General features: G+C 44.4%; 22 protein-coding genes. 6 read left to right on the top strand and 16 right to left on the bottom strand.

Features of this window, described 5'->3' with window-relative positions:
• Window positions 1-18: 18 nt before the first annotated feature.
• Complete coding sequence (locus tag AC23N5_RS06185) at window positions 19-1,524, bottom strand: subtype B tannase (RefSeq protein WP_487754885.1); 1,506 nt, start codon at window positions 1,522-1,524, stop codon at window positions 19-21.
• A 111-nt stretch (window positions 1,525-1,635) separates the two neighbouring features.
• Between AC23N5_RS06185 and AC23N5_RS06180 the strand changes: the two genes are divergently transcribed.
• Complete coding sequence (locus AC23N5_RS06180) at window positions 1,636-2,505, top strand: helix-turn-helix domain-containing protein (RefSeq protein WP_487754884.1); 870 nt, start codon at window positions 1,636-1,638, stop codon at window positions 2,503-2,505.
• Between the two features lie 10 nt (window positions 2,506-2,515).
• Here AC23N5_RS06180 and AC23N5_RS06175 read toward each other — a convergent pair whose 3' ends face one another.
• Window positions 2,516-4,438, bottom strand: coding sequence for a histidinol-phosphatase (locus AC23N5_RS06175; protein ID WP_487754883.1), 1,923 nt, complete (start codon window positions 4,436-4,438; stop codon window positions 2,516-2,518).
• Between the two features lie 61 nt (window positions 4,439-4,499).
• Window positions 4,500-4,982, bottom strand: coding sequence for a RidA family protein (locus tag AC23N5_RS06170; RefSeq protein WP_487754882.1), 483 nt, complete (start codon window positions 4,980-4,982; stop codon window positions 4,500-4,502).
• A gap of 168 nt (window positions 4,983-5,150) precedes the next feature.
• On the opposite strand from AC23N5_RS06170, the gene AC23N5_RS06165 reads away from it, so the two are divergent.
• A complete protein-coding gene (locus AC23N5_RS06165) occupies window positions 5,151-6,281 on the top strand; it encodes an FAD-dependent oxidoreductase (protein WP_487754881.1) in 1,131 nt (376 codons plus the stop codon).
• Here AC23N5_RS06165 and AC23N5_RS06160 read toward each other — a convergent pair.
• The 3 genes from AC23N5_RS06160 to AC23N5_RS06150 form a co-directional block, all read right to left on the bottom strand.
• Window positions 6,278-6,682 carry a GNAT family N-acetyltransferase gene (locus AC23N5_RS06160; RefSeq protein ID WP_487754880.1) on the bottom strand — a complete coding sequence of 135 codons (405 nt, stop codon included), beginning with the start codon at window positions 6,680-6,682 and terminating at the stop codon, window positions 6,278-6,280. The genes AC23N5_RS06165 and AC23N5_RS06160 overlap by 4 nt on opposite strands.
• Before the next feature lie 76 nt (window positions 6,683-6,758).
• A complete protein-coding gene (locus AC23N5_RS06155; protein ID WP_183974156.1) occupies window positions 6,759-7,535 on the bottom strand; it encodes a tetratricopeptide repeat protein in 777 nt (258 codons plus the stop codon).
• 63 nt (window positions 7,536-7,598) lie between these two features.
• Entirely contained in the window at window positions 7,599-8,975 is a 1,377-nt protein-coding gene (locus tag AC23N5_RS06150; RefSeq protein WP_183974154.1) for a DEAD/DEAH box helicase, read from the bottom strand.
• Window positions 8,976-9,074: 99 nt separating this feature from the next.
• Between AC23N5_RS06150 and purQ the strand changes: the two genes are divergently transcribed.
• Window positions 9,075-9,761, top strand: coding sequence for a phosphoribosylformylglycinamidine synthase subunit PurQ (purQ, locus tag AC23N5_RS06145; protein ID WP_028524950.1), 687 nt, complete (start codon window positions 9,075-9,077; stop codon window positions 9,759-9,761).
• Between the two features lie 79 nt (window positions 9,762-9,840).
• Here the strand turns inward: purQ and AC23N5_RS06140 are convergent, their stop codons facing one another.
• From AC23N5_RS06140 to AC23N5_RS06120, 5 genes are all read right to left on the bottom strand, one after another.
• Entirely contained in the window at window positions 9,841-10,746 is a 906-nt protein-coding gene (locus AC23N5_RS06140; RefSeq protein WP_487754879.1) for an SdiA-regulated domain-containing protein, read from the bottom strand.
• 72 nt (window positions 10,747-10,818) lie between these two features.
• Window positions 10,819-11,811 carry a c-type cytochrome gene (locus AC23N5_RS06135; RefSeq protein ID WP_487754878.1) on the bottom strand — a complete coding sequence of 331 codons (993 nt, stop codon included), beginning with the start codon at window positions 11,809-11,811 and terminating at the stop codon, window positions 10,819-10,821.
• A 147-nt stretch (window positions 11,812-11,958) separates the two neighbouring features.
• Window positions 11,959-12,900 carry a GDP-L-fucose synthase gene (fcl, locus tag AC23N5_RS06130; protein WP_487754877.1) on the bottom strand — a complete coding sequence of 314 codons (942 nt, stop codon included), beginning with the start codon at window positions 12,898-12,900 and terminating at the stop codon, window positions 11,959-11,961.
• Window positions 12,901-12,998: 98 nt separating this feature from the next.
• Window positions 12,999-13,769: a LytR/AlgR family response regulator transcription factor gene (locus tag AC23N5_RS06125; protein ID WP_487754876.1), complete on the bottom strand. Its 771-nt coding sequence runs from the start codon at window positions 13,767-13,769 to the stop codon at window positions 12,999-13,001.
• A gap of 19 nt (window positions 13,770-13,788) precedes the next feature.
• Window positions 13,789-14,820: a sensor histidine kinase gene (locus AC23N5_RS06120; protein ID WP_183980767.1), complete on the bottom strand. Its 1,032-nt coding sequence runs from the start codon at window positions 14,818-14,820 to the stop codon at window positions 13,789-13,791.
• Between the two features lie 134 nt (window positions 14,821-14,954).
• Here AC23N5_RS06120 and AC23N5_RS06115 point away from each other — a divergent pair, with 134 nt between their 5' ends.
• A complete protein-coding gene (locus AC23N5_RS06115; RefSeq protein ID WP_487754875.1) occupies window positions 14,955-15,473 on the top strand; it encodes a gamma carbonic anhydrase family protein in 519 nt (172 codons plus the stop codon).
• A gap of 72 nt (window positions 15,474-15,545) precedes the next feature.
• Window positions 15,546-20,177, top strand: a complete 4,632-nt coding sequence (locus AC23N5_RS06110; RefSeq protein ID WP_487754874.1) for a WD40/YVTN/BNR-like repeat-containing protein — start codon at window positions 15,546-15,548, stop codon at window positions 20,175-20,177.
• A gap of 72 nt (window positions 20,178-20,249) precedes the next feature.
• On the opposite strand, the gene AC23N5_RS06105 is transcribed toward AC23N5_RS06110, so the two are convergent.
• The 3 genes from AC23N5_RS06105 to AC23N5_RS06095 form a co-directional block, all read right to left on the bottom strand.
• Complete coding sequence (locus AC23N5_RS06105; protein ID WP_487754873.1) at window positions 20,250-20,630, bottom strand: PIN domain-containing protein; 381 nt, start codon at window positions 20,628-20,630, stop codon at window positions 20,250-20,252.
• Window positions 20,627-20,935: a hypothetical protein gene (locus AC23N5_RS06100; protein WP_183980773.1), complete on the bottom strand. Its 309-nt coding sequence runs from the start codon at window positions 20,933-20,935 to the stop codon at window positions 20,627-20,629. The genes AC23N5_RS06105 and AC23N5_RS06100 overlap by 4 nt, the downstream gene beginning before the upstream one ends.
• A gap of 63 nt (window positions 20,936-20,998) precedes the next feature.
• Window positions 20,999-21,580 carry a Uma2 family endonuclease gene (locus tag AC23N5_RS06095; RefSeq protein WP_487754872.1) on the bottom strand — a complete coding sequence of 194 codons (582 nt, stop codon included), beginning with the start codon at window positions 21,578-21,580 and terminating at the stop codon, window positions 20,999-21,001.
• Between the two features lie 86 nt (window positions 21,581-21,666).
• Here AC23N5_RS06095 and AC23N5_RS06090 point away from each other — a divergent pair, with 86 nt between their 5' ends.
• Window positions 21,667-23,718: a S9 family peptidase gene (locus AC23N5_RS06090; RefSeq protein ID WP_487754871.1), complete on the top strand. Its 2,052-nt coding sequence runs from the start codon at window positions 21,667-21,669 to the stop codon at window positions 23,716-23,718.
• Here AC23N5_RS06090 and AC23N5_RS06085 read toward each other — a convergent pair.
• Both AC23N5_RS06085 and AC23N5_RS06080 read right to left on the bottom strand, forming a co-directional pair.
• Window positions 23,715-24,032 (bottom strand): helix-turn-helix domain-containing protein, encoded by a 318-nt coding sequence (locus AC23N5_RS06085; RefSeq protein WP_487754870.1) that lies wholly within the window; start codon window positions 24,030-24,032, stop codon window positions 23,715-23,717. The two genes, AC23N5_RS06090 and AC23N5_RS06085, sit on opposite strands and share 4 nt — an antisense overlap.
• Window positions 24,029-24,385: a type II toxin-antitoxin system RelE/ParE family toxin gene (locus AC23N5_RS06080; RefSeq protein WP_487754869.1), complete on the bottom strand. Its 357-nt coding sequence runs from the start codon at window positions 24,383-24,385 to the stop codon at window positions 24,029-24,031. Before AC23N5_RS06080 ends, AC23N5_RS06085 begins: the two co-directional genes overlap by 4 nt.
• Between the last annotated feature and the right edge of the window lie 36 nt (window positions 24,386-24,421).

The raw sequence follows: 24,421 nt of genomic DNA, 5'->3' as shown, positions 1-24,421 counted from the left end.
GCATGCCTTGTCTGTACGTTATTTGCAAATGTTATCCATCCAATTGAATAAATCGGCCAAATCATAATCGCCGCTGTGGGGTTTGTCCCAAGGCAAGGCAAAATCCACGGTAAAGCCTTTGTTTTGAAGGGTAGTAGCCAAAATAACGGGTACGGAAAACCCCGTGTCTCTGTCTTTGGCACCGTGACGCACCCGCCAGTAGGTAGCTGTTTTGGCCTTTTTATCGCCAATGTATGGCATAGGGTTCATCATTTTGACCTGCTGTTTATCAGCCATCGGGAAAGTGGTATTGGTACTATGCTCAAAAGAAAAAGCGGTAAAATGGCGCTTGTCAATAGTGGTCGTGCCAAACAATTGATTTTCGGGAGAAGCACCGTCGAGCGCATCAAAGGCAGGTGGGGTTTTCATTCGTTCCAAGTACGTCATGTACCCATCAAAATCTACCGAAAGTACTTTGCTATTTTCAATTTTTAAGAAAGTATGTTTTGATACATCAATGCCCGATTCGATGGCTTTTTGGGCAGAAGCCATCAAATAGACGTTGATCCATTCTTTAAAACTACCCTCGCCGTTGGCATCCAACGCTAGTTTTTGGTTGGTGTTATCTTTTAAATTTAGAGCGTTTACGTAGTTAGGAAAGGCGTTTTTGAGTTCATTTGAAATCTTGAGGGCGGTTTCATCCAATGTTCCTTCCTTGCCGCGACTTTTGTACGCATGAATTTTGTTTAATTGCCATTCGTAGGCCATGTCAGCATTTTCGAGATTGATGATGGGACAATAAGCCGACACCGCAAAAATGTTATCGGTTGCTTTGGCCGCTCCCAAGGCCTTGAGGTAAGGCTCATAGTCGGGGTGGTTTCCTGTAGCGCCTAATAAAGTGGACATGGCTCCGCCCGCACTTGTGCCGTTGGAAATGATTTTATTGGCGTCACCTGGCATGACAGCGTCGTTGAATTTTAAGTAGCGAATCGCCGCTTTGAGGTCAACGATGCCTGCAGGGGCTTTGCCCGTAAATTCTTTTTGGGCATTGGTGGTTATTCGGCCTCTTGCTCCAGCCGAGGCCACAATGTAGCCTTTTGCTAAAGCTGCTACTACTGTATTTTGATTGCCTCCAGGCATGGGGCCACGCTGGGCTTGAGGCTTAAAAGTGGCAGGCTGGGCAGGCATGTATCCGCCGACTTTGTTGGGGAAAAATATCGGCGCGGTTTTGGCCGTGTAACCGTTGATACTACCACCGTTGAAGTATTCTTCTGGAATGTAGATGTTCAGGGTTTGGTATAGTGTATCAACGGGCTGGGCAACGTAGATGATTTTCTCGTAAGCCCGTACGGCAATGGTTGTCCCATTTATTTCTTGGGATTGTGTGGTAAAAGAGGAAGGGTTGAAAATAAGTGATTGAGGGTAAGAGGTACGTGGCAGGCCAGTTAAAATGAAACTTTGGAGTATTAGGTGTGAAAGAAAGGACAACCGAAAAGCAGTGCCTAGCTGCGTAGGCAGTTGCTTCAGCGAAGTAAGTAATCTCATAAATGCAAGAGAATGAAAGGTTGTTTTGATGCAACAAAGGTGAGGTCTTCTCTTGGAATTATGGTGAGACTATTTTTACTTTGATAGATACAAATCGAACATAGCTATTGTATGAGTGAAAAAACGATTCTCCATTTTGACGGCCTGTACGGTGATGTATCGGGAAGGTACTCGTCGGAGTATCTATTTTTAGAACAGATTGCTACGCGCAGTCAAACGTTTGATTGGCGTATCAAACCTCATATTCATTCCAGTCTTTTTCAGGTGTTTATTGTTGAAAATGGGTTCTTAGCTTTTCAAGAAGCGACCCAAGTACATGAGCTAACGGCCCCCTGCATTATTCTGATTCCTCCAACGCTGCTGCACGGGCTTATGTACTCCCCCGATGTTCGGGGGCAAATTTTGACCATTTCGGATAGCATCATTGAGGCTATTTTTAAAACATCAAGTCCGATGTGGCAAACGTTTTCCGAAATCCGACTACTCACGCGTTTTGATGAAGGATTACCTTTTGAAAAAATACTGGAACTGCTTGCTCAAATTGAGGGCGAGCTTTTTGGAGAACAACCCGAACGTTTGCTCATGCTTAGAGCTTCTTTGACTCAGTTTTTTATTCATTTGCACCGCCTCACTAAGCAAGAAACCCAAACGAGCGACTCGCTGATGATGAGTTATTTTCGTAAGTTTCAGCAAAGTGTCAAGCGTTCGGACTATCCCAAAAGTATTCCTGAGTTTGCTGATGAATTGAATATAACGCCAGTTCATCTCAATCGTATTTGTCGAGCGGTTGCAGGAAAATCGGCCATAGAGTTAGTACACCAAAACCTGATTGGCGAAGCACAGAAATACCTTTTACACACGGCTTATTCGGTGTCCGAAATAGCGTATATGTTGAAATTTGAGTATCCCAATTACTTCGCCAAACTCTTCAAAAAATACGTTGGTATGTCGCCTGTGGAGTACCGTCAGCAGCATCGTTAGAATCAAAAAACTATTTCTTCAAAAACTCTTTCACCAACTCCAGCTGATCGGTGCTTATGAAATCAGCGCCTGCTTCGCGGAGCTTGGCCCATACGGCAGGGTCTTCGGGGCACGCCCATAAGCGGAGTTTTTTACCTTCTTTGTGTACCCGTTGTACCAACGCCTGTAACTTCTGGAACTGCTCGGCGGGCATCTCGTCTTTCCCGCGCCACGTCAAATGATTGTTGTAGTTATCACTGACCACGGGCATGAGTTCGGGACTCAATTTTTTGCCCAAATCAGCAGGACGACCGTCGAAGGAAGCCAACCGCGTTTTGGCTTTTTGAAGCGTTTCGATGGGGCGATTTCCCGAAATAAAGACAGTGACAGCTCCTTTGGTAGGTGTGTTTTCCTTGTACGAGGTAAGGATACCTCGGTACGACTGCAAGAGTTTGTCCAAAGCTTTGTACGTACTTTCTGCTTCTGTCTTAAAATCAATCATCAAATAAACGGGGCCTTTGTAGTTGGGATAGACAAGGCCATTGTTTTGGCGAATATGCTCAGTAAGCGGTTTTAAGTACAAGTTTTCGAGTGTGGTAGCGGCGTTGTTGAAGCTTGGGCGTTCGTGCGAGACAAACAACGTATCATTGATGAGATACACGTCGGCTTCAATGCTCGTAAAACCTTGTTCTAGGGCATCCCACAATGGCCGTGACTGTTCGTAATCGTTGTGCGCATGAGCATTGGGCAACGCTACTACGTTGGGGTTGGGGGCAGGAATCTGCAAATGAGCAATCGGTTGAACCCAAGCCGTTTCGAGCTCGCCCGCGCTGTACGGATTGTATTTGGCTTTGGAAGAAATAATCTTGGCGCGTACCCATAAATCATCATCCGTTAGGGTGTAGCTTGCTTCGGTACCTTTAAATTCCCGCAAGATTTCCGCTTTGTCTTTTCCTTTTTTAAGGCCAATCAATTGGATGGTGTACGAAATGTCAGGTTCGGTTTTAATCCGAAACGAAAACGACGTGGGGGTTTGGTGCAAAGAAACAAGTTCGACGCCCGAAGTAGCGTAAAAACGCCCTGCTTCCATGGCTTCGATGAGGGCGCGGGGCGAAAGTGAAGGCGCATTGACCATCACCCAGCCACGCCCTGTATTGCTGTATTCTAGTCCAAAAAACTGATAATTGTGGCTATCGTCGGTGGCAAGACCGTACATCAGCGGGCGTCCTTGGCGCACAAAATGCGTATTGATTTTATCCCACATCGACTCGGTTCCTTCGCGTTTGGCATCGCCGTAATTGTTGACCAGTGGGTGGCCGTTGTGCACCTCAAAAAAACGCTCGTGTCTCAGTTTCATGAGGTCGTCGGCAGTAATGGCGTAAAAGAAATTGGGGTGGTTGATGTGCGGAAACATCGGCTGACCCGTTTGGCGACGTTGCGCAACGAGTAGGTCGATGTTGTTTTGCATTACTTCGGCCACGCTATTGCCGCGTTGGGGACGAATGAGGTTTTGCACATTCGTCATGTTGATGTGAATCGGCTTGCTGTCGTAGCTGGTCGATACTTCCTCACTCTTCAAAATGAGGAATTTGCCTGCTTCGTCGAAATACGAGCGGTATTCGCTCAGGTTTTTGAGCCGAACTTTAAGGGAATCATTCGGCCCTTTTTTATACTGCACCCAATCGGGACCAAAGGTGCGAAGATAACGCTCAAACGTGCGTCGGCGCTCAGGAACGCGGGGCACATTGACCCATTTTTCGCCTTCTTGAAACGTATTGTGGTCAGACAAGCCTACGAAATGATAGCCATTGTTTTTGTACCAATCCATGATCATTTCGGGGTAATCGTCGCCGTCGCTCCAGAGCGAGTGCGTATGCAAATTGCCTTTGTACCAGTTTTGGGCGTAGCCAAAATGGCAACAACAGATAGCGAAAGAAAAAAGAAACAGACGCATGAGCAGAGAAAATAAGAGGTTTAGTACCATAAGAGACGAACCTCGATTTTCTAACACTACGCTATGGAAACACTGCTACCAGTTCGATTTCGATAAACTTGTCGGGATGGGTAAGTGCCATAATGCCCAGGGTAGAGCGGGTGGGTTTGGTGGGATTTTCTTTGGTGCCAAAATACTGAGCGTAGGCGTCGAACCAACCTTGATAATCGTGTTTGTTGCCTTTAAAATGGTCGGGAGTAATATAAATACGAAGCATCAAAACGTCTTTGAACGTAAGTCCTTTGGCTTTTACAGCTTTTTCAAGGTTTTTTAAGATGTTGATAGCCTGCGTTTTAGTGTCTCCAAAACGGGCATAAGAACCTTCGGCCGCCGTACTGTCGGCGACTCCTGCGGTGACGCCACTGGTCCAGAGAAGCTGTTTGCCCGCGGGTACCACTGCCCCCGAAGAAATTGGAGAGGTCGGACTGCCATAAAAGGAGACCGTTTGGGCAATGATTGGAAACGGAAACAGACTGAGAAAAAGTAGAAGTAGAGAAGGTTTCATAAGGGCTAAAATTGGAGTGAATGGATAAAAAATTGTACGTTTTTTATTTGTAAACAAAATAAAATTTTTTGTTTACCGAAAATAACAATAAAATCATTTGAGATGCTTGGGTAAGATGTTATTTTTGTTTGGCCGCAACCACTGTCTAACTTTTCACACACTTCGACTATGATGAATCGTCGTCATTTTATCAGTGCGGCTGCCCTAACGGGGATGGGAGCTGCGTCCGCAATGGCCAGCTGTGCAACAAAACCCAGTACAACTACTACCTATCACTCGATTCCAAAACTCAAACTCTCGCTTGACCGCATTGTCAAAGAAACGGTGGGGTTGCGTCCTTTTCGGGCGTCAGGGCCTCGAATAGCCAAAGAAGAGCTAGGTTCAAAAACCATTGTGCACAACTACGGGCACGGAGGTAGCGGTTGGTCGTTGTCATGGGGAACGGGTAACATGGCTCGGGAGCTAGTTTTATCGACGGGAGAGCGGAAAATAGCGGTCATTGGTTGTGGGACAGTAGGGCTTGCAACGGCTCGATTGCTCCAAGAAAAAGGGTATGAAGTAACGATTTATACCAAAGATTTACCTCCAAACGTCACCAGTAGCGTGGCGACAGGAACATGGTCGCCCGCCTCGCGCGTGTGCGACCCCAAAGTAGCTAAGCCAGAATTTAAACAAGTGTGGGAAGAGGCTACCCGTTTTTCGTTTCGTACGTTTCAGTTTTTGTTGGGAATCAACGACATTGCTATGTGGGTGGACGAGTACAATGTGTTTCCCGAGCGCCAACTAGCTCCTACGGATTTGGCGCAGGGCGGGGAGGCGTTTCATTTGTCAGGCCTGATTCCCGAACGTCAAGAGCTTTCCGCTAAACAACATCCGTTTAAGGATAAATACGTCAGTTGGCGTTCCAATATGATGTTCAATATTCCGAGCTATCTACACCACCAAATGAGCACATTTGTAATGTTAGGAGGGAAAATTAAGGTGCACGAAATCAAGAAATTGGAAGATTTGGATGCACTTCCTGAAAAATGTATCGTAAACTGCATGGGATTAGGCGCCAAGCCCATTTTCAACGACGAAGAGCTTACGCCGATTTCGGGGCAATTGGCCTGCCTAATTCCCCAACCCGAAATTAATTATAAGCTTACGACCAAAGGGGCGAGTATCATTGCCCGCAAAGACGGAATTTATTTGGGAGGAAACGGTCTCGTGGGCAATTGGGATACCACGCCCAAACGCGAATACACGGAAAAGTTTGTGGATGTACTCCAACAATTGATGAAGGAAATGAAAAGCTAGAAGGAAATAGCCATTTTGACGTAAGGAATTTCACCTTTGTAAAAAACTTCCCCTTCGGATTTCATGTCAAAGCGTTCGTAAAAAGGCTGGGCATCGAGGCGGGCGTCGCACCAAAGCGTCGAAGCTCCTGCGGATTGTGCTCGTTCAAAAGTAGCTTTCAGTAATTGGCTGCCAATGCCCTTGCGTTGGATGTCGGGATGGGTGGCGAATTTTCTGAATCGCGCGATTTTGTGTTCATCCATAAACAACGAAATGACCGAAACCAGCTTTTCATCCAAAAAATAACCCAAATGAATCCCTTGCTCATCGTCGGGTACTTTTACAAACTCAACGGGTTTGTCAGGCCATAATACTTGGTGGCGAAGTGGGTAGGTTTGAGCGGGCGAAATTTCCTGAATCATAAAGGGCTTAAAAAAAGTCCCCCTCTCCTTATCAGGTGAGGGGGATTGAGGGGGTGAGGTAATTGGTGCCTCAGTCTTAATTTTGTGTGCTAAATATTCCCTGCGGGTCGCATTTTTTGGCCAGCAGTTCTCGCATAAACTCGTAGTCGAGCAATTCAATATCGAGTAGTCTTGTCTTGTGAAGATTAGCCCATGCAGCGTCATAGTTGCCTTTATGAAATTCCAAGACCGATAATTTAAGATAAACATTGGCCGAAGCGGAATCTAATTTTGAAGCCCGTTTTAAGATTTGTTCCGCTTCTATGAGCTCCCAGTTTTCTTTGGTTTCTTTGAAATGAATCAAATCAACGGTGGCCAAATCCACCAACAACCCTACGTTGGTTGAATCAATATCAGCTCCTTTGCGAAGCATTCGTTCGGCATCGGTAAGATGTCCTTTTTGAAAACAGACGACTCCCAAGCCCCAAAAACAATCGCTGTTTTTGTTGTCGAGCAAATAAGCCAAATTAAAACGATAACAAGCCGTATCCAAATCGCCTTCTTGCAGGTATTCCCATCCTCTTGCCGAGAAAAATTGGCTTGCTTCGGCGCGGTTGGTAAAGTTTTGATCACACTCGCTCAGGAAATTAATCTCAAACTCGATGTGTTCAATGCTCTTGCTGGTTTCCCCAAAAAGTGGCATTAAGTGAAGATTCTTCACCACCGTAGTGGCCTCGGTTGAGCTTTTTGTGCTTGTGTCGGCAGGTCGGTTGCTACTTACAAATTGCATCGTCTGCGCCTCGGCCCAAAATGGAACCAACATCACCACGAATGACCCAATAACTAATTGACTAAATGACAGTATCTCTTTCATCGCTACCTTCTCGTCGGAACGTCATTAAAAACGCTCATTGTTAATCTGTTATTGTATGGACTGTTACTTTTTTCGTCGGTCGTACTTTTTATGCTTCTTTGTGGGTGTGGATGTCTTCTTTGTGGGCTTCGAATTTACAACTTTTTTGTTTTTCTTTTCATGAAAAGCGCCCTTAAATGTGGGGTCTTCTTTTTTACGTTGTGCGTCGATTTCGCGTAAATATTCCTGTTGTTCTTCAAAAGGCGTTTCGGGAACGTCAATTTCGGCAGGAAGTGGCATACGCGGAATCTTCATCCGAATAATTGTTTCGATTTTGGCAATGTGGTATTCGTCCGCAATCGTCATAAACGTAATCGCGTTTCCTTCCTGATTGGCTCGGCCTGTGCGTCCAATGCGGTGAACATAATCTTCGTAAATCAGCGGCACGTCAAAATTAATCACGTGGCTTACCTGAGAAACGTCGATACCGCGGGCGGCCACGTCGGTGGCAATCAGGAGGCGAACGTTGCCATCTTTAAAAGCCTCCATCGAGTTGATACGCGTGTTTTGGCCTTTGTTGGCGTGAATAACGCGTACCTCTTCTTCATTAACGACTTTACGCTTCAAAAACTTATAAATGTTCTCCGCAGTTTCGCGGGAACGGGCAAAAATGATGACGCGCTGAAACTCTTCGGCATGTTGGGCAAAATGCTCTACGAGGTTGATTTTAGTCCTAAAATTAGGCACCTCGTACATGACCTGCTCCACCCGTGAGGCAGTGGTAGCCTGAGGCGTTACTTCAACGCGTACTGGGGCTTCGAGGAAGTTTTCTGAAAGGCGTTCTACTTTGGGAGGAAAGGTCGCTGAGAATAGTAAATTCTGGCGCTTGCGCGGAATTACTTCCAAAATACGGTTGATTTGGGGCATAAAACCCATGTCCATCATCTTATCGGCTTCGTCGAGTACGAGTACCGAAAGTTGCTTAACTCCAATTTCACCTCTCAGGTACAAATCCAAGAAGCGCCCTGGGGTCGCGACGATGATGTCTATTCCTTTTTGAAGCGCTTCGATTTGGGTTTTGGGGCCGAGGCCGCCGTACAACGCCAAATGGCGCAAATCGGTATATTTGCCTAACTCCGCAACGGCAGCATTAATCTGCATCACTAGCTCGCGCGTGGGAGCTAGAATAAGCGCACGAGGTGTTTCTCCTTGCGCGTATTTGATTTTCATTAGGATAGGCAACAAATAAGCCGCTGTTTTTCCCGTGCCCGTTTGGGCAATTCCTAGCACGTCATGGCCTTGCAATACCAGCGGAATCGCCTTCTCTTGGATGGGCGAAGGCGTCTCGTAACCTGCATCGGCGATGGCGTTGAGAAGTTGGCGGTTGAGGTTAAATTCTTCGAAAGTCACTATAAAACGATTGTTTGTATTGTCTTTTAACGCACTCCTTTTGAAATACATTCAAAGTTACGTGAAGTTTTGTTATCAATCACCCACTGAAAACCGTAACTTTGCAGCAGCAAGTTAATCACTCATCTGCTCAATCTATTCGATTATTCTATGAAATTCGGCGTAGTAGTTTTCCCTGGTTCCAATTGCGACGATGATACCGTGTACACGCTGCGGGTCAATTTAGGACAAGAAGTTATCAAACTCTGGCACAAAGACCACGACCTTCAAGGGTGTGATTTTATCATCTTGCCAGGTGGATTTTCGTACGGCGATTACCTTCGTACGGGCGCTATTGCGCGTTTTTCGCCCATTATGAATGAGGTTATTGCCCATGCCAATCGCGGAGGCTATGTGATGGGTATCTGCAATGGTTTTCAGATTTTGGCGGAAGCAGGGCTTGTACCGGGCGTATTGCTTCGCAACAGTTCTCAAAAATATATTTGTCGTAATGTGTATTTGCAACCTCAAAGCCAATCGGCATTGCTGACAGCTGGCTTGGAGCCTAAAGCCTATAAAATTCCGATTGCACACGGTGAAGGACGTTATTTTGCAGATGCCGATACGCTCAAAAGCCTCAACGACAACGACCAAGTGTTGTTCCGTTACTGCGACGAAAATGGCCTTATCACAGACCTCGCTAATCCGAATGGTAGTTTGGAAAATATTGCGGGCGTTACCAACGCGGGTAAAAATGTATTCGGAATGATGCCTCACCCTGAGCGCGCTTCGGACGAAGCCCTTGGCAACATCGACGGGCGTTTTATTTTGGAGCAACTCGTAGCTGTTACAGCTTAGCTTTTAGACCAGACCTGTGAGGTTTCTAAAACCTCACAGGTCTAACCTCCCGAAAGTTTAAAACTTTCGGGAGGTTTTTTTATGACTTCTTCGGTTCAAATTTGAGCAAATACCCATCTTTCCCATCGCCTTCACTTGAAATGTAAAGCGTCCCGTCGGGTGAAAAACAAATACCTTCGGGTTGACGATACAGCGCGGGGTCGAGCGGGATGTTTTGAAGTAAGCCCCCTTCACGTGTCATGACAATGAGCCGATGCCCCGCCGAACTTAGCAAATATACTTCGCCCGTTTTAGGGTGAAAGGCAATCCCTGAGGGTTTAAAATTACGTACTTCTTTGCCTTTTAACCCAAAACCTTCGAGATTTTTTTCGGTTATTTCTTGCTGCTGATAAACGGCGCGGCGCTTTAAGTCAAACGAATAAATGACTTTCCCTTCTCCTTTTTTGTCCTTTTTGAGGTTTTCTTTCACGGCCAACCATAACCTTTTAGTAACAGGGTCGTAAGTCAGACCCTCAACGTCCAGTTTTTTAGGTAGATTGGTTTCAATGTCGCGGGTTTCTTTGCTACCCATGGTAAAATTGAGCAGTTTTCCATCACTGCGTAAGACGTAGATTTCTCCTTCGGCTACTTCTACCCCTTCGTAGTCGCCAGGTTTGTCAAAAAGGTGCTTTTCAATAATGTCTTGTTTCACCAAGTCATAGACAAATACTTCGCCTTTCTCGTCTTGGACGCACAGGAGTTGGTTGTCTTTGTAAAATGACAATCCAGAAATTTCCCGTAAAACTTTCGGAAGGTCGTAGCGCTGGGTAGGTGTGGCAAAGTCGTAGGTAAAAGTTTCGACTTCAGTGGTGGTGGTTGCGTCGTTTTTTTCTTCTTTGGGAGTACAACCTACGAACGAACTGAGGAGGACTGCGAGGGCGAAGAAATAGCTGGATTTTTTGGTCATGGCGGTGTTTTTGAGCCAATATACAAAAAACTTCGGCATTCAAACTAGGTTTTAAGAAATCTAGGAGTGGGGTTTTGAGAAACCCCACTCACAACACTGTTCAAAGTAGGGCTAGCGCATTGAGATTGTATTGGCTTTAAATTTGGCAGGGATGGCGTTTTTGATTGGTTTCAACGTCATAAAGTAGGCATAAATAGCCTCCAAATCTTTGGGTTCCATCCCCCCGTACATCGTCCAAGGCATCATGGTTTGAAACTCCCCAGCAGCTATTTTGTGCGGTTTGTAAGAACTGTCGGCATAGGCCCTAAAACGGGCTACAAACGATTCTTTCGTCCAGCTACCAATGCCAGTTTCTTTGTCAGGCGTGATGTTGGGAGTCACGACAGTTCCTGTAGGCAAAGGGAATTCACGACCTCCAGAAAACATCTTTTCGGCAATAATTTGACCGTTTTCTGCGGGAGTATGGCATTCGGCACAACCCGCGATGTGTACCAAGTATTTTCCAGTGGCCACGAGGTCGGTTTCGGCGGGGCGCTTGGTGGGTTGGGCGTTTTTGGGAATGGTATTCAAAATAAAATTAAACGGGAAATCGGCTTTAGAGTCAGCAGGTTTGTTGTCGATGGCAGGAAGCGTGCGCAAATACGCCACAATACTTTTGGCATCTTCGTCGTCCATGCTGCTATAATAAGGGTAAGGCATGACAGGGAAGAACGCGTGGCCGTCGCGGCTAACTCCCGTGGTGATGGCGCGGTAAATTTCGCCGTCGGTCCAGTTGCCGATACCAGCAGGCGTGATGTTTTTGGACGTAAAAGCACCAGGGAAGCCCATCGTTTGGTCAAAACGTTCGCCTCCTTTGCCAAGCGTACCAGCTATTACAGGCCCCGAAAACAAACTGAAGTCACGCGTGCTGTGGCAGTCCATACATACAGTTACGTGATTGGCCAAGTACTCGCCACGTTTGACGCGTGCGGGTGTGAGTTCGATTTTCATGTCAGTGGCAGCATCCACATTTGGAAGGGCAAATTTTACGTAAGCCATTACACAAAGCAGACCAACAACGGCAACGCCCACGACGATGCCGAGGATTTTGAAGAGTTTTTTCATACTACGAGAAAAGGAGTTAGAGGTTTAATAAAGTTGGGTAAAAAAATAACGTACCAAAAATACACTTTTCTCTCTCAAATAGGCTACTGAAATTTAGCAAACGGTCATAAAAAATAAGACCCGCAACTTGCGGGCCTTAAAAAGCTGTTAAACAGCGTATTCTTCTAGTTTTTGGAGGAAATCTTGGTAGGTGATTCGGATACCTTCTTCGAGGCCGTAGCGGTGTTTCCAACCCATGCTGTGCAGCTTCGAAACATCCATTAATTTGCGAGGCGTTCCGTCTGGTTTATCAGTGTTCCAGCGCAATTCTCCCTCGTAGCCAACGGTCGCTTTAATGAGCTCGGCTAGATTTTTAATAGTAATATCTTCGCCTACTCCGATGTTGACAAACTGCTCGCCGTCGTAATTTTTCATTAAGTAAACGCAAGCATCGGCCAAGTCGTCGGCGTGAAGAAATTCGCGCAAAGGCGACCCTGTTCCCCAAAGCTCTACGAAAGGTTTGTTTTCGACTTTTGCCTCGTGAAATTTGCGAATCATCGCAGGGAGTACGTGCGAATTGTTGAGGTCATAATTATCGTTGGGGCCATACAAATTGGTCGGCATCACCGAAATGTAATTGCGTCCGTACTGCTTGCGGTACGATTCACACATTTTAATGCCCGCAATTTTGGCGATGGCATACGGTTCGTTGGTGTATTCGAGCGGCCCCGTAAGGAGCGAATCTTCTTGGAGCGGTTGGGGGGCCAATTTAGGATAAATGCAAGACGAGCCCAAAAACATCAACTTTTCCACACCTTCCACGTGAGCACTGTGGATAACGTTGTTTTGAATTTGTAAGTTTTCGTACAAAAAATCGGCGCGGTAAATATTATTGGCCATGATACCTCCTACTTTGGCTGCGGCCAAAAACACATAGGCAGGTTTTTCGGCGGCAAAAAAGTCAGCCACGGCTTGTTGGTTGCGTAAGTCTAACTCGCGTGATGTGCGCACGATGATGTTTTGATAGCCTTCTGATTCCAAACGGCGTACCAAAGCCGAGCCTACCATTCCTCGGTGGCCTGCTACGTAGATTTTTGCATTTTTTTCCATACCACAAAAATAACTAAACCTAATGAGGTTTCACAATAGACCTGCAAGGTTTTGAGAACTTAGACCTGTAAGGTTTTCAAAACCTTACAGGTCTGTGGTTATTCCTCAAACCACACCCGAAAACTCGCGGCACGGTCTTTACTGATAACTATTTCATCTTTGGCAGGAATGGCTAAGAGAAGCTCGATTTTACCCGAATAGTGCGTACGATAACTCTCGATAGCGTCTTTTCGGACGATGTACTGACGATTGGCGCGCACAAACTGAACAGGGTCAAGGAGGTCTTCAATTTCGTCGAGTGACTGGTAATCCGTAATGAGGCGTTGGTGGTCGGTGGTCACTAGCCAAATGACTTCATCACGGACAAAATAGGCAATGCGGACATCAGCCACCGCCACTACCGAACGTTGGTGGTGCGCCGTAAAGCGGTGTTTGTATTTCTTTTGAGAATGAGGTTTTAAGTCATTCAGTAAGTTCTGAAGTTGTGAAGGGAAAAAGTCGGTGGAGGTAGCCTTTTGCCAACGCTGAAATTTATCAAAAGAGGTTGTAAGTTCTTGTTTGTCAATAGGTTTTAATAAATAGTCAATGCTGTTGAGCTTAAATGCCCGAATGGCGTATTCGTCGTAGGCGGTTGTAAAAATGATGGGGCAATTGAGAGGCCGCTCCTGAAAAATGTCAAAACTAACGCCGTCAGCCAACTGAATATCTGCCAAAATTAAATCAGGTTCAGGATGCTCGTCAAACCACTTTAACGCGTTTTCGACACTCGCCAAAGGCCCATGCAGCAGGGCATTGGGGTGGAGTTCCCTCACGAGTTTTTCGATATTTTTGGCCACCAAAGGCTCATCTTCAATGATTAGAATGGTCATAGGGCGGTAGTTGGAGGATTTAATCAATCAACGGAACATAAGCGACAAATTTCCCATTAAGCTCAATGGTCTCAAATGAGCTATCGGTAAGAAACCCGTAGAGCGTTCGGAGGTTTTGTAAGCCAAGTTTGTTGGAGGTTTCGACTTTCTTTTTGAGTTGGAGGTTGTTTTCTACTTTCAGGTAAGCACCATCCGTACTGATGCGAATCGTCAGGGGGCGTTCTTGGCTGATGATGTTATGTTTGAGCGCATTTTCAATCAAGATTTGCAGGGTAACGGGAACAATTTTTTTGTCATAACTATCTGATTGAATCTGAAAATCAATGAATAATGTGCTTTCAAAGCGTGTTTTGAGCAAAAAAACGTAATTTTTGATAAAATCTAATTCCGTTTGGAGCGATACCAATCCTTTGTCTTTGTGCTGCAAAACGTATCGGAAAACCTTGGACAATTGCTGTAAAAACTGTCGGGCAAGCTCGGGGCTATCTTGGATGAGGCTATCGAGGGAAGTGAGGCTATTGAACAGAAAATGAGGGTTCAACTGATTTTTGAGGTTGTCGAATTGCACTTGGGCTTTTTCCTTTTCGAGTTCGGCCGCTCGCAGTGCATTTTCGCGCCATTTACGAAACAAATACTCAGCCAAGTGAAGCACATTCAGTAAAACTACCACTACAAATTGAGCAAAATAACCCGCCACTTGGGCCAAAGTTGTGTATTGTTTGTTGATAATATCTTCAAAATTAAACAAACTTATTACCCGCCACATAACAAACCAAGAGAGCATATAAACCACTCCAAAGGTGATTAATACTTGAGGAATAATGCGTAAAAAGATGCCGCGTTCATAGGGAAAAACTTTGTCTAAATAACGGTGGAATTGACTAAAAAATCCCCACGAAACAGTCATCATACTCCCCGAAATCAGCATCAAAATAAGGTTGATGTGCCATTGGATGCCAAACACATACCATCGCATGAGAAAAGACAAAAAAAGCAATACGGCGATTACCGTGGCTATAATGCGGGTTTGGGGAGATAGCTTGGCGAACATTCAAAAGAATTTTTGTCAAAGGAAAAAAGTTAGCCCTTAACCACCAACAGTTGGTTTACAAAGTCCCTAAAAATTGATAGGAAACGGAATTAAACGCGCATGACTACTATATTTGTAAAAATTCGACAATCACTATGGCACTTATCAAATCTGTTCGCGGACTTTCTCCAAAATATGGTTCAACGTGTTGGTTTGCCGACAACGCTACGGTGGTCGGGGAGGTGATCATGGGCGAACATTGTACGGTTTGGTTTAATGCCGTCGTACGCGGGGACGTCAATACCATTCAGATGGGCGACTATGTCAATATCCAAGACGGAGCAGTGATTCACTGTACTTACCAGAAGTCTAAAACAATTATTGGCAATCACGTTTCTATCGCTCACAATGCCATCGTTCACGGCTGCACGATTGAAGACAAGGTGTTGATTGGAATGGGTGCGATTGTGATGGACAATGTACACATCGGAACAGGCTCTATCATTGCCGCAGGAGCGGTCGTGACACAAGGGAAGATTATTCCTCCAGGGACGATTTGGGCAGGAAACCCCGCCAAATACCTCAAAGACGTTACCCCCGAATTAGGAGAAGTATTTATGCGCACCGCCAACAATTACGTCATGTATGCGGGTTGGTTTCAGGAGGGGGAGTGAACAGTTAAAGTACAAAAGTTGACTTGACTCCTGTTTGAGAAAAATTCCCCTTATTTATTAAAAAAAATAGGTATGAGAGTTTTTTTACTAATCGCCTTGTTTTTTGTTGCTTGGAGCTCTGCTACGTATGCTCAAAGTACGTTTGAACTTACAGGGCCTGAAAGCACTTGTGCTGGTGCTCCTATTACCCTCACCCTCACGGCTAACAATTGTACAGGAAGTCTGCGCTGGAATACGGGAGAAACAAGTACGACCATTACTGTCGTTCCTACAGTGACGACCACTTATTATGCTACCTGTGCTGTCAATGAAGTAAAGACAGTGTCAAGCATTTCGCCAATTGTGTTGCCTGTTATTACAGTGAGTTCCAGTACTGGACAGTGCTTTACACCAGGGAACACTACTCTTACTGCCAGCGGAGCACCTAGTGGATCTTCCTTGATATGGAAAAAAGATGGAAATGTCATTGACGGGGTATCAGGTAATACTTATATCCCTACGCAAGCAGGCAGCTATACGGTCGAACTTCCTCACCAAGGAGAGTGGATGTTCCAAAGCCACCTCCCTCATGGTCATAGTTTTAACGATATACACATGGCTGACGCCAACGTAGGAGTCGCTGTGGGCGATTTAGGTACAATAGTGCGTACTACTAATGGTGGTATCACTTGGAATCTAGTTAGCTCTCCTACTACTAATAATCTTTTAAGTGTTCATTTTATTAATGCTTCAGTCGGTTGGATTGCTGGGGAATACATTCTTTTAAGAACCACCGATGGCGGACTAAGTTGGAATAGTGTAAATAGTGTGAGCACAAGTTATAGCGGATATTGTGAAGAGATTACCTTCATAGATGCCAATAATGGTTGGATAGTAGTCAATTCTCCTTTGGGTACTCTTTTGAGAACCACCAATGGGGGAGCTACATGGACTATCCAAAATACGGGTATGTACCACCAAAGAGATATTCACTTTGTCTCTTCCTTGGAAGGATGGGTAGTGGGATTCGGCACGGCCAAAAAGACTACCGACGGCGGGAGAACGTGGGTGACTATGAATCTGGGGGAGACAGGTCTTCTGAATGATGTATTTTTTGTTTCATCTACGCATGGTTGGATTATTTCTGATGATAAAGTATATCGAACCACTGATGGAGGAAATACGTGGAGTTCAAGTTCCAATGGAGGATCTTCGGTCTTCTTTACAAGTACAATGGAGGGGTGGTTAACGTCTGGAAACGCTATTTACAAGACCATCAATGGGGGGATAACTTGGGAAATATCTAATCAAAACTCCTCGCCATTGCAAGCTATTTATGCCAGTAGTACAACTAATGTTGTTGCAGCGGGCATTGCTGGGACAATCCTTCAATCAACAAACTCGGGTACTAATTGGGTGAATACATTCAGCCAAACACTTACCTCCGCTATTTCAAGCATAGAGGCAATAAATGCTACACAAGTCTATTTAGGAGGAGAAAATGGCACAGTCTATAAAACCACCAACGGAGGAAAAACTTGGTTGGCTTTAAATAGTGGTACAAGCAATTATCTAAGAAGTATTGATTTTGTGGATGCCGATACGGGCTGGGCAGTAGGAGATAGTGGGACTATTAGAAAAACAACCAATGGAGGCACCACGTGGACGTCTCAAAATGCAGGCTCAGGTTGGAATTTTAAAAAAGTACAATTTATCAATGCGACAACGGGATGGATATCGAATTCTGGAACCAATATCTTTAAAACGGTTGATGGTGGGGCTACGTGGAGCATTGTTAGTACAGGTTACAGTATCAACGACTTTCATTTTATAGATGCCAATACTGGTTGGGTGGTATCGAGCAATGGTATCTTGCTTAAAACTACGGATGGCGGCCAAAACTGGGCAACTGTGCCCTCTGGTACATCAAATTATTTGTCCTTGGTTTATTTTAAAGACATTAACAATGGTTGGGTGGGTGGTGATATTGTTATGAAACACACTACTGATGGTGGTAGTACTTGGGTTGCTCAGAACAGCTATGGGTCTGGAACAGCCAGTTTAAGTATGTCATTTTCTAGTGCCAACGAAGGATGGGTGACTAGCCCTTATGACAATGGAGTCTTTAAAACCACTGATGGGGGAAATACATGGGTATGGCAACCCATCGGACTTTATGATAAATTCGCTCAAATTAGCTTTGCGGATACGCAAAGTGGCTGGGGACTTAGTTATAATGGTGTTATCATGAAATACACTAAAGTTACGACTCCTTGTGTATCCAATTCGGTAATACTTAATATGTTATCGCCAGCGCCTCCGTCTATCACCAGCAATAATCAGCAAAATGTACTTTGCAGTGGTAGTAGCATTACTTTAACGGCTGCGGGTTGTATTGGAACGTTACGGTGGAATACTGGGGCAACGACAAGTAGTATTACCGTAAGCCCCGCTTCAACTACTTCCTATAATGCCTATTGCAAGGATGATAACAGCTGTACATCCCAAGCGTTTATGGGAGTTGGTGTTATACCAAAAGTACGAATAGACAGTGCCCTCGTAGGGCCGTGCCAAACTGTAATATTGAAAGCAGAAAATTTATCAAGTTCAACAACTATTCTTTGGAGAAAAGATGGTGTACCTATTAGTGCTGTCAATGGACGTACCTTTACAGATGCAAGTGCAGGTAGCTATACAGTAGAACCCATGCTGGTAGGGGCATGGGTAAGCCAAACGGGTGAAATAACCCCAAATGATCTAAACAGTGTTGTTTTTCCCACTTCTTCTTTGGGGATAGCTGTGGGTAACAATGGAGTTGTTCTAAAATCAACAGACGGAGGAGCTACTTGGCAACCCCGTCCCAGTGGGGTCAAAGAGCATCTTTCAAGTATTAAAATGGTATCATCATCAATAGGTTGGGCAGTGGGATACAGGGGGACAATTATAAAAACCATGGATGGAGGAGAAAGTTGGATATCACAAAGCTTGAATTCTGAAGGCAGTATAAATGCTGCTTCGTTTGCTGATGAATATAGAGGGTGGGTGATTGCAAGTGGAAGAAATATTTATACTACAGCCGATGGGGGTAATACTTGGATAATGAACCTGAGTATATTGGGCAATGTGTTGTATGATGTAAAAGCAATATCTGCCACTACTGCCTGGGTGGCTGCTAGTTATGGACTCCTTCTTAAAACCACAGATTCGGGTAATACTTGGATGCCTGGACACTTAAATATAACAAGTGCACTAAAGGGTATTACTTTTATTGATGCTTTCAACGGCTGGATTGTAGGAGAAAATAGTACTGTTCTAAAAACTGCTGATGGAGGAAATACTTGGATTCCTCAAGTCGTTAGCGCAGTCAATAACTTGGACAAAATACAATTTATTGATTCAACTACTGGCTGGATTCGAGGTGATAGTAAAATATATAAAACAACTGACGGGGGAGTGACTTGGAGAGAAGCAAGTGATAATTCTCCTTTTGGATTGAGAAATTTTTTTATGAAAAATGCCAATGAAGGGTTATTGGTAGGAACAAATGGAGCTATTGCTCAGACGACCGATGGTGCTATTACTTGGAAATCTGTAGGCGAAATTCCCCAACGTTTTTACAGGGATATTCATTTTATAAATGATACTATAGGTTTTGCTGTTGGAAATGGGGTTTTGGCCAAAACCATCAATGGAGGTAAAAAATGGACATCTCAAGTCCTTGATAATAATTACTATGATTTGTTTTTTGTAAATGATACACATGGCTGGATAGTAGGTAGTAAAAACCCTGGTTTTGTCAATGGTATTTTGGCTACAACTGATGGTGGTCAAACGTGGGTACAGCAGCCAGTAGGTGATATGAATAGTTATATTAAGTTTAATAGTGTGTATTTTTTAAATACTTACATAGGGTGGACTGTAAGCGATTTTGGAGGAATTTATAAAACTAATAATGGTGGATTAACGTGGATAAAGCAAAATAGTCCTACCCCTCAAAACCTTAAAAGTGTATATTTCATTGATACGAACCAAGGGTGGGCTGTAGGAGAAGGTGGAGTTATCATTACGACTAGTAATGGTGGCGAAACCTGGAAATATCAGAATAGTAATACTACTACTACGTTTACCTCTGTGCATTTTACTAGTAAGTCTAACGGCTGGGTGGTAGCTTCTGAACAAGAGGGAGTTTATAAAACCATTAATGGAGGTACAACTTGGGTTAAGCAGGATATTGGCCCAAATACACCTACTATATTTCTCTATAATTATAATGCTCGGGTACAGTTTTTAGATGAAAATAATGGTTGGATATTGGGAGCAGACAATGCCTTTTCAACGACGGATGGTGGTATTACGTGGAAGAAATCGTATCATTTTAATACGAATACTGGTATGTACTTTACTAACCCTACCACAGGGTGGATAGTAGGAAATAATAGAATTATGAAGTTCGAACCAGCCAATACCTGTGTTTCTGAGCCTGTAATAGTGACTTCGATGGGGGTTGGAGCACTCCAAACAGTGAAATCAGGAAATTGGAATGACCCGACGATTTGGAGTTGTGGGCAAGTACCTTCGATTACCCAAAATGTAATCATAAAGTCGCCTCACGTTATTAACATATCGGTTAATCAACCAGCAAAGTGTAAAAATGTTTTAATTGAACAAGGAGCGGTGTTCAACGTCCCCGTAGGTGCGAGCTTTGAAGCGAGTAGTTGGCGATAAAAGTCTACCGAAACACTTTCTCCAACGCTGCCTCAAATCCCTCAAAAATACACGGATTGTGCGGGTGCAGATTTACTTTAAATCGCTATTTACCTTTAAGGTAGGGATAAAACGAAAATCTTTGAGATTGTAGGTGAGAAGTTCAAGGTCATACACGAGGGCGGTAGCGGCGATAATATAATCTGGAATGCTGATTTTGTGCGAAAGTGCGTATCGTTCGTGTAATTTTAGTGCCGTTTGGGCAATATCCTCATTGATATCTATCATCAAAAATAAGGAGAGTTCCTTTTTTATTTTCCCAAATTCAGCCTTATTGAGTGCTCCTTGATATAATTCCATTGCGATTACTGTATTGATGGCAAGGTTTGGTTTACCATGATCATCAATAAAACTTTTTGCTATCTTATTCCCTCGGAAGTAATCAATAAGAATATTGGAGTCTATCAGTATCATTTACGTTTCCAGGTGTTTTGTCGTAATTGACGGGCAAATTCTACCGTGTCTGTTACATGAGAGAAAGGTCTGACATCAGGGTTTTTAGCCAGTTCTATTTCTTCTTCTTCAGTTAATTCAGGTTTATAAATTCTAGCGTGTTGTCGAACATCCAAGCGAGGAATCTCGAAGCCAAGTTCATCGGATTCAGTCACGTTTTCGGCCACCAATTCTTTAATGAACTCTTGAACTGATTTGCCAATTGCTTTTGCTTTTTTTGCAATACGCTGCTCTAATTGAGCATCTTCAATTTCTATCGTAAGCATTGTTTTATCGTTACTTTTCTTACAAAAATATTTAAAAATAACGCATATCCAAAATACAGTTTCTCATCTGAATACCTTTTCCAACGCTGCCTCAAATCCCTCAAAAATAACGGATTGTGCGGGTAATTGGTCGTAAATGCCACCTAGTTGGTACTGCCCATTTTCGAGATAATAGACATGAATTGCCTTATCGCTAGGAATCGCAATCCAGTACTCTCGAACGCCCGCTTTTTCGTACCAATTGAATTTCTCGTTGAAATCTTTTTTGTAGGTTGAGGCCGAGGTAATTTCTACAATCAAATCAGGAGCGCCTAAACAACCGTCTTCGTCCAGTTTGGTATCATCACAAATGACACAAATATCAGGCTGAACTACGGTGTAAATTTTCTCAGGAAAACGCTCGTTGCCAATGGGTAAGCGTACATCAAATGGGGCGTCAAAAATAGTACAGGGCTTCGCGTCAAAATGCTTGCGCAAAAGATAGGATAATTGGCCTGACACCCATTGGTGCGCCATTTTGGGCGCGGGTGACATTCGATAAATTTTCCCTTTAATAAGCTCTACTTGCTCCTCAAATCGCCATTTCAAGTAATCGGCGTAGGTATAAGTACCGTTGGGGTCGAGTGAGTGAATATCAGTAATCATCGTAGTTTTTTAGCAAAAATAAATTATTTCTCAAAAACTGCCTTACTTTACGGTTTAAATCAAAAGCCGATAAATCTGTTCTTTCTATGACGATACAGCCACCTAAAGCCAACAAAAAGCCCCATTCATTAGAAATTCATAACGATGTTCGCGTTGATAACTATTACTGGCTACGCGACCGCGAAAACCAAGAAGTAATCGACTACCTCACGGCCGAAAATGCTTATACGGAGGCGGTAATGGCGCTTTTCAAAGAGCTGCGGGAGGCATTGTTTGTGGAGATGAAATCGAGAATCAAAGAGCAGGACGAATCGGTGCCCTACAAAGACGGGAACTATTGGTACTATTACCGCTACGAACAAGGTGGTGAGTACCCGATTTACGCCCGAAAGTACCAGACGCTGGACGCTGACGAGGAAATCATGCTCAACCTCAACGAATTGGCCGAAGGGCAATCTTATTACAATGCTACCTTCCCCGAAATCTCTGACAACGAAGAAATCGCCGCTTTTGGGGAAGATACCGTAAGTCGGCGGTTATATACATTGCGTTTTAAAAACCTCAAAACGGGAGAGTTATACCCCGAGGCGATTCCAGATACCGAAGGTGGAAACTATGCGTGGGCGGCGGATAATCAGACCGTTTTTTACATTCGTAAAGACCCCGAAACTTTGCTTGGTTACCAAGTGTGGCGGCACGTATTGGGTACATCCCCGACCGAAGATGTGCTGGTTTTTGAAGAAGAAGATGACCAATTCTATTTGGGGCTTCACCGCATGAAATCTAAAAAATACATCGCGATTTCGTCCGACCAAAATGGCGTGATGACCGAGTATTTGCTCCTCCGTTCCGATACGCCCACGGCCGAATTTAGGTCATTTTTGCCGCGCCAACGGGGGCATGAGTATTCCGTGGATCATTTTGAAGACCGTTTTTATATCCGAACCAATCTAAACGGAGCGTTTAATTTCTGCTTGATGCAAGTAGCCGAAGCGGCCCATGCCGATACAACGCAGTGGCAAGTGGTGATTCCGCACCGTGAAGAGGTGTATTTTGAGGGATTGGAAGTGTTTCGGAATCATTTGGTGGTGCAGGAGCGTTCGGAGGGATTGCTGCATATACGCGTGATGAACCAGCAAAACCAAACGGAGCATTACCTCAATTTTGGTGAAGCGGCTTACACGGCTTATGTGGGTACAAACCCCGATTTTGACACCACTACTTTGCGCTACGGCTATACTTCGCTCACGACTCCGAGCAGCACGTTTGATTACAACATGGAAACCCGCGAACGGGTATTGCTCAAACAACAAGAGGTGTTGGGAGAGTTTAACAAAGACGACTACCAAACCGAACGCCTATTTGCTCCTGCCCGCGATGGTGCTTTGGTGCCGATTTCGGTTGTTTATAAAAAAGGATTTGTGAAAGACGGAAACGCGCCTTTGCTCCAATACGCCTACGGTTCGTACGGTTATTCCATCGACCCGTCGTTTAGTGCGGCACGGCTGAGTTTGTTGAATCGTGGGTTTGCGTTTGCCATTTGTCACATCCGAGGAGGGCAAGAAATGGGGCGGAATTGGTACGAAAATGGCAAAATGCTGCATAAGAAAAATACCTTCACCGATTTTATTGATTGCGCCCAATTTCTGATTCAAGAAAAATGGACGTCGTCGGCGGGGCTTTTTGCCATGGGCGGAAGTGCGGGTGGATTGTTGGTGGGCGCGGTGGCCAACATGGCGCCTGCGCTGTACCGTGGCATGGTGGCTCAGGTGGCGTTTGTGGATGTGGTCACGACCATGCTCGACGAAAGCATTCCGCTCACGACGGGTGAGTACGAAGAATGGGGGAACCCGAACGAACAGGTGTATTACGACTACATGAAATCGTACAGTCCCTACGACAACGTAACGGCGCAAGCCTACCCTAATATGCTCGTCACAACGGGCCTACACGACTCGCAAGTGCAGTACTGGGAACCTGCCAAATGGGTGGCCAAACTGCGCGAATTGAAAACGGATGACAACCTCCTTCTATTTCACTGCGACATGGACGCAGGCCACGGCGGTGCTTCGGGACGCTTCAAGCGTCTAAAAGACATTGCGTTGGAGTATGCGTTTATGTTGAGTTTGGTGAACTAGGTAAGTGATTGGTTATTGAGTGTTACACTGAAATTTATGGTTGCACCTAGTGCATCAAAAACTTTCAAAATGGTCTCAAATCGCGCATTTTTAGTGCTATTTTCAAGTTTAGAAATTTGCGCTTTTTGTACGCCAACGAGCTCTCCTAGTTGTTCTTGAGTTAGTTTTCGCTCTTTTCTAGCTTGCTTTATAGCTTGCCCTAGTAGATCTATGCGTAACTCATGCTCAAATATTTCTCGTTTTTCTGTGCCAAGTTCACCAATGTGCTTGTCCAACATCGAATCGAGTGAAACAGTTTTGAATTGATGGCTCATGTCTGTTGATTTTTTTGTAATTTATACTCTAAGTAAAGTCTCCGAATCTCTTCGGCTTTTTTGATTTCTTTCGTGGGAGTCTTTTGCGTCTTTTTCAGAATACCGTGCGTAGTGATTACTAAAGTTTTTTGTGCTGCTGTTTTGTCCCAAAAAGCAAATAGCCTGTACGCTTTGTTGTTATGCAAAGTTCTGAACTCCCAGATGAAATCATTTAGTTTTTTAAACAGTTCATTGTCATTAACAAATTGCGATTTTCTAAGATTGTAATATATTTTCTCTCGTGCTTTTTCCTCTAGCTGCTCTAAAAAATCAACAGCCTCAGGTAGCAATTCGATGTCAAAATTAATCTTCATTTAATAATGATAATTAGAGGTAAAAAGTTTCCTAAA

The organism is Runella sp. R5_40 (assembly GCF_057652295.1).
This window is presented reverse-complemented; position numbering and strand designations above follow the sequence as displayed.